Annotated in this window: 6 protein-coding genes; all 6 read right to left on the bottom strand. The window is 42.4% G+C overall.

The features are described from left to right. Positions 1–258: 258 nt before the first annotated feature. The 6 genes from SWOO_RS10955 to SWOO_RS10930 all read right to left on the bottom strand — a co-directional run bounded on the left by SWOO_RS10955 (position 259) and on the right by SWOO_RS10930 (position 11,932). Complete coding sequence (locus SWOO_RS10955) at positions 259–792, bottom strand: cell division protein ZapC (RefSeq protein ID WP_041417601.1); 534 nt, start codon at positions 790–792, stop codon at positions 259–261. 164 nt (positions 793–956) lie between these two features. Next, on the bottom strand, positions 957–1,979 hold the full coding sequence (gene pyrD, locus SWOO_RS10950; RefSeq protein WP_012324770.1) for a quinone-dependent dihydroorotate dehydrogenase: 1,023 nt from the start codon (positions 1,977–1,979) through the stop codon (positions 957–959). 59 nt (positions 1,980–2,038) lie between these two features. Continuing rightward, a complete protein-coding gene (locus SWOO_RS10945) occupies positions 2,039–6,883 on the bottom strand; it encodes an NAD-glutamate dehydrogenase (protein ID WP_012324769.1) in 4,845 nt (1,614 codons plus the stop codon). Between the two features lie 270 nt (positions 6,884–7,153). After that, positions 7,154–9,466, bottom strand: coding sequence for an efflux RND transporter permease subunit (locus SWOO_RS10940; protein WP_012324768.1), 2,313 nt, complete (start codon positions 9,464–9,466; stop codon positions 7,154–7,156). A 16-nt stretch (positions 9,467–9,482) separates the two neighbouring features. After that, the gene (locus SWOO_RS10935) at positions 9,483–10,511 is read right to left on the bottom strand and encodes a WD40/YVTN/BNR-like repeat-containing protein (protein WP_012324767.1); all 1,029 of its coding nucleotides are present in this window, start codon (positions 10,509–10,511) and stop codon (positions 9,483–9,485) included. Between the two features lie 56 nt (positions 10,512–10,567). Then, the gene (locus SWOO_RS10930; RefSeq protein ID WP_012324766.1) at positions 10,568–11,932 is read right to left on the bottom strand and encodes a DUF1329 domain-containing protein; all 1,365 of its coding nucleotides are present in this window, start codon (positions 11,930–11,932) and stop codon (positions 10,568–10,570) included. Between the last annotated feature and the right edge of the window lie 3 nt (positions 11,933–11,935).

Genomic DNA, 11,935 nt, shown 5'->3' with positions numbered 1-11,935 from the left:
ATTATACCTTGTAGAACGGATAAATGATAAAAAGTTATTGGCTTAGCTCATGATTTATTCAATCACTGCCTCGCAGTTTTATCGAAGAGCGGTTGAATTATACCAATCAGTATAAGAAGTTGATCTACTCAGAGTGTCTTTTGGCAAACTAATTCAAGGCAGAGCAGACAGTCAAAAACGCTACTTGATGATACAAGTAGCGAGGCAGGTATAAATAGAATAACTCGAACAAAGATAAAGCGAGATATGAACTAGCTGTTATGCAGCTGCAATAGCCCTGCTCACCTTCAATGGGTGCAATCTATCATGCATCACTTTAATACATTCAAACTGCATTAATGATTTATTATCATTAAGTGGCAACTCGTTAGAAAGCAACATAACCAAAGAGGCTTGAATACTTGTTTCCACAACAAGCACCTGTGCAATCGCACCTCGGCACTTAAGCTGAAACACTTTTCCTAACTCACTATAAACGCACATGCTACTGGTATCGAAAAACCATGACTTAGGCATTTGAGGCTTTAATAGGAAGTGGGCTGCTGTACCATTAAGCGCTAATTGCACTTTCATAGCATCAGAGATGGTTAATGATTTTGAAAGGAGTTCAATAAAATCAATATAAAATTTGGCGTGCTCAACACTAAACTCTAATTCCGATAACGCATCAGGAATTAAAGATTTAGATTTATAAGGAGTCAAAAATTCCATTTCGGAACCTAATGAAACGCTTAATACACCATACGTATCACTATATCTCCATTGCCAATCCTTTTTTGGCATTAATAGCATAATCTCTACCATTTATATTGAATACAACACGATGATAGTAGATATTTTGTTCAATATCAAAGTATATTTTAAAAAATTAAATTTATTTAACAAGGTGTTACGTAAGATCGCGCGATCTTTAAAACGATCGCACGATCTATAAAAAGATCAAATATTCGATCCTTTTATTTACGAACTCTACAAGCTTCGATGATATCTTTAATTAACTTAGGACCCTGATAGATAAAGCCTGAATAGATCTGAACCATACTTGCTCCAGCATCGAGTTTATCGATTGCATCAGCAGCAGAGTTAATTCCACCGACTCCAATAATCGGGATCTGACCATTTAAGCAGCTAGACAGTTTTTTGATGACTGATGTAGACAGCAAATTCAAAGGTTTACCGCTCAATCCGCCAGTTTCATTGGCATTCATCAGTCCACTCACACCGTCACGACTTAATGTTGTATTAGTGGCAATTGCACCATCAAACTGGTTCTTTATTAGAGAGTCAGCAATTTTTTGAATCTCCTCATCAGAGAGATCCGGTGCAATTTTTAATGCTATAGGTACGTACTTTCCATGCTTCTGTGCAAGATCTTTCTGCTTGGCTTTTAGCGATCCTAATAGATCATCTAAAAGATCCCCATACTGCAGACTGCGCAAACCTGGAGTGTTTGGCGATGAGATGTTAACCGCAATATAAGCTGCATATTCATACACTTTATCCATACAGATAAGGTAATCATCTTTTCCTTGCTCAACTGGTGTGTCTTTATTTTTACCGATATTGACACCAATCAAGGCTCCTGATTTAGCCGCTTTTAGATTGGCTATCAGGTTATCTACCCCTTTATTGTTAAAACCCATTCTATTGATAATGCCCTTTGCAGGCTTTAAACGAAATAGACGTGGTAGATCATTACCAGGTTGCGGCCGCGGGGTTACTGTGCCAACTTCAATATGACCAAAACCCATAGCATGAAAACCATCGATGCACTCACCATCTTTATCCATGCCAGCAGCTAATCCCACAGGATTTGGAAAAGTCACTCCCATAAACTCTACTGGGCTTGGCGCAATCTTCTGAGCATAGAAACAATCTAATGGTGTATTAGCCGTTGCCATTAAGCTGTTTAATGCAAAGTGATGAGCCTTTTCAGGATCCATCTGAAACATGACTTTCTGAGCGAGTTTGTAAAACATGTTTTCTCCTAGACCGAAAAAAGCCCCGGCAATTGCCAGGGCTATTTAATTATTATTGTTTACTTTTGACCTTCACAATGAAGAATCAAGAGGTTTAGCTCTCTTAATGCAACCGAGAACTTGGCAAACTCATGACTTTGAGATGTCTTAAAGTCTGCTAGCATGTGGAACCATCTCTCCAATAAGCCCTGATTGGAGTCAATCCACTGAGCAATGATGGAGTTAGCATCACAAGTTTCAGTACAAGTACGAAGTACTACTGAACTCAATGAACGCTGTTGCCAATCTAACTCCTCTCTAAATGCTGCCCTTGCTAGTGCCTGCCAATGGTTCGCAACTGGCTGAGCACTTATCTGATCTAAGAACCAGTGTAGGTCAACCTGCGCACCGAGTTTAAAGTAAGTTTGTGCAACCAATGCAACAGGCTTACTTTCTAGCTCAGCAATTTGTGCAATATCTAAAGCGGAGAACAGGGTACTCATGTTTACAACGTTCGTTGCAACTTCCTCTGTGACTCCCTCTTTAATGAGCGCTGCAATTTCAAGACGAATTCCTTCGACTTCATCCTCAACCATATAACCGTGAACATTCGCTTTAAGATCTGCAAATACAGGTGCAAAAAACTCAACTGTTTGCTGAATACTCTGACCACGATTTCTGTGACGTAGGAACCAACGACAAGCACGACGTATATTACGGCGAAGTTGATGCAACATCTCACCCTGTACAACTGCAGGGATAATACCATTTAGCGATGTAATGTTTTTAGTTAAACCAGCTAAACCAAATACTTCACGAGCCATAGTATAACAAATGGCAGCTTCAGCAACTGAGGCACCAGTCTCATCTTGCATACGTTGTACAAAATTAAGACCTAAGTCATTCACCAGCTCATTTGCCAATGAAGTAGCGATAATTTCAGCCCTAAGAGGGTGAGCAACCATACGATCACTGTACTTTTCTTGCAGCTGTTGAGGGAAATACTCAATCAATAGCTGACTCAAGAAAGGATCATCTGTGATTTCAGGCGTCAGCAACTGCTCTTTGAGTACCATCTTCGCATAAGCGACAAGTACAGAAAGTTCAGGTCTGGTTAACGGCTTACCGTTAGCTAAACGCTCTGCAAGTTCATCTTCAGACGGCAGGAACTCAAGTGCGCGATCTAACTTACCCTCTTTTTCAAGGTAGTGAATAAAGCGGATCTGCTCTTTAAGTTGCTCTGCACCACGTACCTGAGTCACGGAGATAGTACGGGTCTGATCTTTACAGTCCTGCAATACAATCCGGCTCACTTCATCAGTCATATCGACTAACAAGCGATTACGCTGCTTTAAGGTCATCTCACCATCTGCAACCAGTGCATTAAGCAAAATTTTGATATTCACTTCGTTATCAGAGCAATCCACGCCACCAACGTTATCAACGAAGTCGGTATTCATGCGGCCACCATTTGCAGCATACTCAATACGACCAAGCTGAGTACAACCTAAGTTGCCACCTTCACCAATAATTCTGGCCTGAACCTCATTACCATTAACACGCAAAGTATCGTTGGCACGGTCACCAACTTCAGCGTGGGTCTCGCTACTGGCTTTAACGTAAGTTCCGATACCACCGTTCCAGATCAGATCGACTTTCATCTTCAGAAGCTCTTTTAGCAGCTCCGTCGGCGTCATAGATGCTTTCTTAGTCTCAAGCATCTTCTTAATTTCTGGTGTTAAGGTGATCGACTTGGCTGAGCGCATAAAGATGCCGCCGCCTTTTGAGATCAACTCTTTATTGTAATCTTCCCAGCTCGAACGAGGCAGCTCAAACAAGCGAGCACGCTCTTTATAACTTGACTCAGCATCCGGAGTTGGGTCGATAAAGATATGCATATGGTTAAATGCAACCACAAGACGTGTATGTTCAGACAGCAACATACCATTACCGAATACATCACCCGCCATGTCACCTACCGCTAAGCAGGTAAAGTCTGTGGTCTGACAATCGATACCAATTTCACGGAAGTGACGCTTAACAGACTCCCAAGCACCACGGGCTGTGATCCCCATCTTTTTATGGTCATAACCGTTACTTCCGCCTGATGCAAACGCATCTCCCAACCAGAAGTTGTACTCTTCAGAGATGGCATTGGCGATATCCGAGAAAGTTGCAGTTCCTTTATCCGCCGCAACAACCAAGTAAGGGTCATCTTCATCGTGTCGAACAACATTAACAGGAGGAACAACTTCACCATTAATAATATTGTCTGAGACATCCAAAAGTGCACGAATAAAGATGCGGTAACACTCCTGCCCCTCAGTAAAGAAGGCTTCACGCCCCCCCTCTGTTGGCAGCTGTTTACAGACAAAACCACCTTTAGCACCCACTGGAACAATAACCGTGTTTTTAACTTGCTGTGCTTTAACTAAGCCAAGCACCTCAGTACGGAAATCTTCACGACGGTCTGACCAACGTAGACCACCACGGGCCACTTTACCGCCACGTAGATGAACACCTTCGACTCTTGGGGAGTACACGAAAATCTCAAACTTAGGCAATGGACGAGGCATCTCAGGAATAAGCTCTGGCGAGAACTTAAATGAAACATACTCTTTGTCACTACCGTCGGCTGCAACTTGGTAGAAGTTGGTTCTTAATGTTGCATTAATCAAGTCGAGGTAACGACGAATAATACGGTCATCATCCAAACTAGAGACGTCCTCTAAACAGAGGTCAATCTGCTCAACAAACTTGTTCAGTGTGCGAGTCTTAAGCTTAGGATTAAACTTACGAATAAACATCTTCACAAGTAGCTCAGCTATCTGAGGGTAACGAGTAAAGGTCTCTTCGATATAAGCTTGGCTGAAGGTTGCATCAATTTGACGCATATATTTAGCGTAAGCACGTAATATTGAAACTTCACGGCCACTCAACGTTGTCTCTAAAAGTAGGCGGTTAAAACCATCATCTTCAAGCTGCTTATCCCACACATCAGCCAGTGCTGTTTGGAATCGTACCTGACTGTCGGCAATACTTTGAGTCGAGCTCCCCTGCACTGTCATTAAGAAATCTAAAATCCAGTAAGTGTCGTTCTCTGAAGTTTTTAACTCATAAGGTCTTTCATTTATCACGCGAAGACCAAAGTTCTCCAGCATAGGCAGGACGTCAGAAAGATGGATCGGCTCATCTTTATGGAACAGCTTTAATCGAACTTTACTGTTATTTAGCGCCGTTTCCTGCGGTTGGTAGAAGAGCATGCCCAGCTTATGGCTGTCATCTAACGCTTCTAAATGCTGAATATCAACAACTGCAGAGCTTGGTAGTACATCCTCTTTATAACTGCGAGGAAACGCATGTATATAACGTTTAGTCAGACCCGTTCCAGACTCTTCACCCTGTGTGCTGCTTAGCGCATCATTGAGTTTATCTTCCCAAGAACGTGCAGCTTCTGATAAATTATTTTCAATGGCGGCCACATCTACATCCATATTATTGTTATCGACTTTAACTATGTAATGCGTACGCGCAAGCGTAGATTCTGAGAAGTAGGTCGTAAATTCAACATCGGCGTTAGTTTTAAAGTGTTGAGCCAGAATACGTTGAGTATCTTCACGTAGCTTAGTGTTATATCTGTCTTTAGAGACATAAACTAGACATGAGAAGAAGCGCCCAAAACCATCTTTACGGACAAACAGCTTCAATTTGTCACGATCTTGCATCTCTAGAACGCCATGGGCGACCTGAGCAAGCTCTTGAACATTACCTTGAATTAACTCATCACGAGGAAGCGTCTCTAAAATATGCATCAAAGCTTTGTAATCATGAGAGCGCGGGGTTAACCCTGAACGGTCTAACACACGTTGCACTTTCTCTGATAGAAGCGGGATCTCACGTGGGCTTCTGTTATATAGATTCGAAGCATATAAACCTAAGAACCTATCTTCGCCGATAACATTTCCTTGCTCATCAAATCGCTTAACACCGACATAATCAACATACGCTGGACGATGTACACGACTCTTCTCACTACTCTTAGTTAGAACCAGTAAGCTGTTATCTAGCGCTTCTCTACGAGCACTTTCAGAAAAATTAGAGAGTAATAAGCCAGTTTCAGGCTGTGGTTTACCCGGAATATTCATTAAGCCTAAGCTACTTGAAGTGTCAGGTACCAACTCTAAATCACCAGCAACCTTGCGCAGATCGTATCGGCGATAACCAAGAAGCGTAAAATGGTGATTACTTAGGTAATTAAGGAAGTTTGTAGCCTCTTCCAGCTCCTGCTTATGACCAGGGTAAGGGCGAGTTGCAAGCTCAGAGATTGTTGAGCTTAACTTACCAGACATCGCTTTCCAGTCATGCACAGATGCCGCGACATCGCCCAATACAGACTCAATCTCTTTCTCTAGCTGTTTTATATCTTTATTGGTGCTTTGCCTATCAATTTCGATAAGAAAAACCGCAACTTTTTCAAACTTATCATCGGCATCATCACAATACCTAACCTGAGAAATACTCCCTTTTGTTCTTTTTATTGAGAGTGGGGTGTGCAAAATCATGTGGGATGTGATCCCGACACGATTTAATGCCATGCTGATGGAGTCCACCAAGAAAGGCATATCAGGTTGGATAACTTCGATGATTGAATGAGTAGATTGCCAGCCATGCTTAGACTGACTTGGGTTGAAAACCCGAATATGAGACTCACCTTTTTCAGTGAGATTTGCCGCATTCCACAAGCTTAACACTGCCCCATAAAGATCACTGTCATTTCGGGCTTTTAGATCATCTTTAGACATGTGAGCGTAGAGACAATTGGCAAATTGTTCTACCTGTTTTGCTTGTGCGTTAGGAACTTTAGAGTGAATAAGGTTTACTACATTTTCAAGTAGTACCGAAGGCATTGCATCTTTCAAGGCCATGTTGCTGTTTCCTTAGGGTCTATGGCAGCGCTTTTATATTTTTTTGGGATGCTTGTACAAATGACCAGTTCGAATAGTGTGACCTAGGTCATGGGCGAAGTTTATTACTAAATCTCTCGCTTTTCGAGTCTTATTTTAGTGGTAGATCCTCTATAAAACCAGTTGTAGCAATATTTTAGCAATTTAGATGAACAAACAATCGACATTTAAGCTTAACTATTCACATTATAAAAAGTAAAAAGGGAGCCGAAGCTCCCTGTTTACTGGTCTCTATCTGGGTTTTCGCCAGAAAAATGCCCCGATAGCGGGTAAAATAATTATGGCACCCAACATATTTACTAAAAACATAAATGTGAGCAAGATCCCCATGTCCATCTGGAACTTCAAGGCAGAGAAAAACCAAGTACTCACACCAATAGCTAAGGTCAGACCAGTAAATATCACTGCGCTTCCTCGCTCAACGAGTGCTTCGAAATATGCTTCTTGAACCGGCATACCGTCCCTTAACCTCACCGCCATTGTAGACAAGATATAGATGCCGTAATCAACACCAATTCCCACCCCCAATGCAATAACAGGCAAAGTACTCACCGCCAGGCCAATATCGAGCTGAGTCATTAGAGCCTGAGCCAACGTTGAAACGACATAAAGAGGCAAGATAACTGAGATTGTTGCTCTTAACGATCTAAAGCTAATCAAACAAAGGACAAAAACCGCACCATAAACATAAAGCATCATTGGGAACTGTGCTTCAGCCACCGCTTCATTGGTTGCAGCCATCACCCCTACAGGGCCTGATGCGAGCTTAAATTGGATCTTATCATTGTCCATCTCAGCAGAGAGCGCTTTAACTCGCTCAATAACTAACTCAATAGTTTCTGCTTTATGATCTTTCAAAAACAGATAAACAGGCATCACAGAGCAATTACTGTTTAACAGTCCTGAAGTTGTAGGCACTCGGCCAACCGCTTGAACTAAGCTAGCTGTTGTTCTAGGTAATACCTGCCACTTAGGATTACCCTCATTAAACCCAGCATTCACCCTTTTGGCCACTGACGCTAAACTCGCCGTTGACTCAACCCCAGGTGTGTTACCAATGATCCATTCAAACTCATCAATTTGATTAAGCACTGAGTGATAGGTACAGGCTTCGGGAAACGCCTCTACAATCACAGTCATGACATCTGTGGTTATTGAGAATTTATCGGTAATGTAAAAGGTATCTTGGTTGTACCTTGAATCAAAGTGCAGTGCAGGTGCCCCGCCTTGTAGATCGCCCACCTTCATCAAACTCGCTTGCTGAACACCTACCCCATAAAGTACAGCGGTAATTATCAACACCCAAGTTGCATACTTAGGCGTAGCAAAAAGAGAGAGTTTTCTCCAGAGCTGATTAATTTTACTTTCAGCTGGATCTTTAGAGGTGTTAGCCACTGATACTTTAGTAAATGAGATAACTAAAGGTAGTAAGATCAAGTTAGTCAGGATAATCACCCCGACGCCCAATGACGCTGAGATAGCTAGCTCACGAATAATACCAATATCAATAGCCAGTAAGGTTAAGAAACCCACTGTATCTGAGAGTAAAGCGATACCACCTGGAATGAGTAGGCTACGAAAAGCGGAAGCTGATGCTGCTTTAGTTGACTCACCATCGGCTACCCTTCTCCTCACCGCATTGATCATCTGCACACTGTGGCTCACGCCAATGGCAAACACCAGGAAAGGGATCAAGATGGACATTGGGTCTAAGCCAAAGCCCACAACCGTTAGCAAACCTAATTGCCAAATTACCGCAATTAAACTACAAGCCAAAGGTAAAAAAGTCAGTACTAATGATTTTGAAAACAGGTACACCATTACCGCGGTAACTAAGATGGCAATAAGGAAGAAAAGCATAACGCCTTTGGCACCTTCAGCCACATCACCCGCCATCTTGGCAAAACCAATAATATGGATTTTTATCTCATCATTTTCAAACTGAGTTCTTAGCTCCTGCTCTAACTGTTCTGCAAACGCGAGTGTATCTAGAGGCTCCCCTGTTTGAGGGTCAAAATCCATCAACTGTGCTGACACCATCGCTGCGGAATAATCTTCAGCAATTAAACGTCCAACAATGCCCGCTTTCTCAATATTCCCTCTAACCACAGACAGTCCCAGCTCTGTGGTTGAGAAATCTGCGGGGATCACTGGACCACCGGCAAATCCATCTTCCACCACTTCGGTAAAGCGTGTTGAGGGGGAGAAAAGAGATTTAACCTGCGCCCTATCCACTCCGGGGATAAAGAAAAGTTGATCGTGAACATTTTTCAACGCATCGAAAAATGTCTCGTTGAAGATATCACCGCTGGTGTCCTCTACCGCCACCATAATGCTGTTGGCGCCACCAAACTGCTTCTGGTGTTTTAAATAGGTCTGCATATAACTATGATTTAGCGGAATATTCTTAATAAACGCCGCATCCATCTTTAAGTTACTTGCTTGAAACCCCAAAAATAGGGTGGTCAGCATAAACAGGAGTATGACAAAAATCCTGTGCCGAAATAGGAAGGATTCAAATCCATTGACTATTTTATCTAACATCTTAAGGATCCCATTATTATTTTAATTCGAAAAGGCCTTTAGTACCTGCAACCCAGATATGGCCCTGAGGATCTCGCGCAATAGAAACCAGATTCTCACCTTGACGCTGAGTCACCAGCTCTCCCTTACCATTAGCGGTAATATCTAATATAACCCCAGCATTACCGACAACACGTAAACCTCCATCTTTTGCCAATATGGCACCATTAATGGTCGATTTTGTCGGTAACATCACTTGATCCCATCGGTTTAAATCAAGACCAGTCTGAAAAATGTTTCCTCTAAGTCCCATGACATAAAAACCGTTATCGGACTCGATAACATTAAACAGTGAACCTTCATAGACAAAATCTAGTTTTTGCCAATTAACACCGCTATCATCAGAAACAGACACTAAACCTAACTCGCCAACCATAATTAAACAGCCATCATTAGTGGCAATAATGCGATTAAAATGAGGAAGAAGTGTGCTTCGCTCACTTAAATAAAGGGCTTCATCTTCCGCTTTTAACTCGGCCAAATAAGCTATATCTTCCTCAAACAATAACTCTTCATGGTACTCTGGAGTCCAATTTTTACCGCCATTATCAGTTCGATAAAACAGACCATAAGCCCCAATCGCTACACCATTGTCAGTGTCAAAAAAGAGCACATCCATCAAAGGTTTTTCAATCTCAGGTGAACTCATCTGAACCTGCCAGGTCAGTCCTGCATCCTGAGTATGGATAATCGTTGCATCATGGCCAACAGCCCAGCCAAGTGACGGAGTGGTAAAAAAGACCTTAGTTAAATGAGAAGATGTAGGTGACGGCACCTGACGCCATTTTGGGGTACTTTTCTCATCAAAAATAAAAATATGACCGCGCTCACCAACAGCCACCATAGTCTCATCTTTAACTGCTATATCTAAAATGATGGACTTAATAGCTAGAGGTTGAATTTGATTACTTAAACTTAACGAGTCGCTGCTGGCGATAGCAATTGATGGAGATAAAGTCACAGCGAACAGAAAGATTGAGATAAATCGAAGCATGCTAGACAACATACAGACTTCCTTAAAGATAGAGGGGCACATAGTTGTGCCCCTATTGTATCGGAGAGTTAACGAATACCTGCACGTCTCAATGCTGCTGGAGTGAAGTTAGCCTCACTCAACTTAGCATCAAAGTTATACATACGACCTTCATTATCTAAGCCCATAGCAAGGTAGCGACGAGACTGAAGATCATGGAAAACTTCCAAAGTACTCCAGTGTGTCGGCACTTCGTAATAGTTAATGCCATGTGCAAACGCCACACGATATAGCTCATCACGGTTATCATACATATCGGCTAGCGATACCTGCCAAGAATCTTCATCTATATAGAAAGTACGTGTCTTATAGATATGACGCATTCCCTCTTTTAGCTGAGCTTTAACCACCCAAACACGATGCTTTTCCCAACGAACAAATTCAGGGTTGATATGACCAGGTTGAATAATTTGGTCGTACTTCAACTTATCTGAATGAAGTTTGTAATCGTTATATGGAATGTATACCTCTTGCTTACCAACAAGCTCCCAGTTATAACGCACAGGAGAGCCGTTAAACATATCAAAGTCATCGGTTGTTCTTAAGCCATCAGAAACTGAACCTGGTGTATCAAAAGCAACATTTGGAGCTTTACGAACTCGGCGCTGACCTGTGTTGTAGGTCCAAGCCTGACGAGGTAAAGCTTCTTGATCCATCGTCTCTTTAACCAGTAGTGCAGTCCCCGCTAAACGTGCAGGTTGGGTCACGACTTGCTTGAAGTAAAACAGAGTATTAGAAGCATTTAGCTTGTCTAATGTCATCTCAGGGCGAGAGTATTGAAAACGGATCTCTTCCGCTGTTTCAACCAAGGTATAACCGCCACCTGCTGTGGGTGCGACTTGGCTACGGGCCGTTTCAACATCGACACCACGAAAACGCAATACGTGGTTCCAGATAACCTCAAGACCGTTTTGAGGAATTGGGAAAGGCACACCAATCGATGCCCCCTTAATACCATTGCCATCAGAGACCAGCTCTGCACGAGTTGCATTGGCTTTCGTTGCATCATAGACAAATTGAGGAACTGAAGCCGTACGTCGTGTCTGATATACGTTCATCTTAAACGTATCAGGATAAAGCTCAAACAACTTCATTTGACCTTCAGTTAGATTCGCTTTGTACTTATCTTTATTCCCATTGGTGATGGTAAATTCAATTTTATCCTGCGGGAAAGGGTCTGGATGATGCATCCCCTTCTCATATCCCGCGATTGCAGATGTAATACCACCATCCCAAGCTGGAATAGAGCCATCGGCATTTGCTGCTTTGACTCCACCCATAGGGGTTAACTCTGTGCCCAGCTTTGCAGCTTCAGCGTCGGTAACTTTTGCTATGGCACTCGGTGCACTCAGTGCAACCATCACAGCAGCCGACAATATCCCAAGTTTCTTCATTAT

The sequence above is a fragment of the Shewanella woodyi ATCC 51908 genome, assembly GCF_000019525.1.
GTDB classification, from domain to species: Bacteria; Pseudomonadota; Gammaproteobacteria; order Enterobacterales; family Shewanellaceae; genus Shewanella; species Shewanella woodyi.
The sequence above is the reverse complement of the archived record's forward strand: the minus strand, read 5'-3'. Positions and strand labels throughout refer to the sequence as shown.

Bases quoted from the DNA above. Each gene is read 5' to 3' on its own strand.
- SWOO_RS10945 (WP_012324769.1), bottom strand. From the start codon at position 6,883: ATGGCCTTGAAAGATGCAATGCCTTCGGTACTACTTGAAAATGTAGTA.
- SWOO_RS10940 (WP_012324768.1), bottom strand. From the start codon at position 9,466: ATGTTAGATAAAATAGTCAATGGATTTGAATCCTTCCTATTTCGGCAC.
- SWOO_RS10955 (WP_041417601.1), bottom strand. From the start codon at position 792: ATGCTATTAATGCCAAAAAAGGATTGGCAATGGAGATATAGTGATACG.
- pyrD (WP_012324770.1), bottom strand. From the start codon at position 1,979: ATGTTTTACAAACTCGCTCAGAAAGTCATGTTTCAGATGGATCCTGAA.
- SWOO_RS10930 (WP_012324766.1), bottom strand. From the start codon at position 11,932: ATGAAGAAACTTGGGATATTGTCGGCTGCTGTGATGGTTGCACTGAGT.
- SWOO_RS10935 (WP_012324767.1), bottom strand. From the start codon at position 10,511: ATGTTGTCTAGCATGCTTCGATTTATCTCAATCTTTCTGTTCGCTGTG.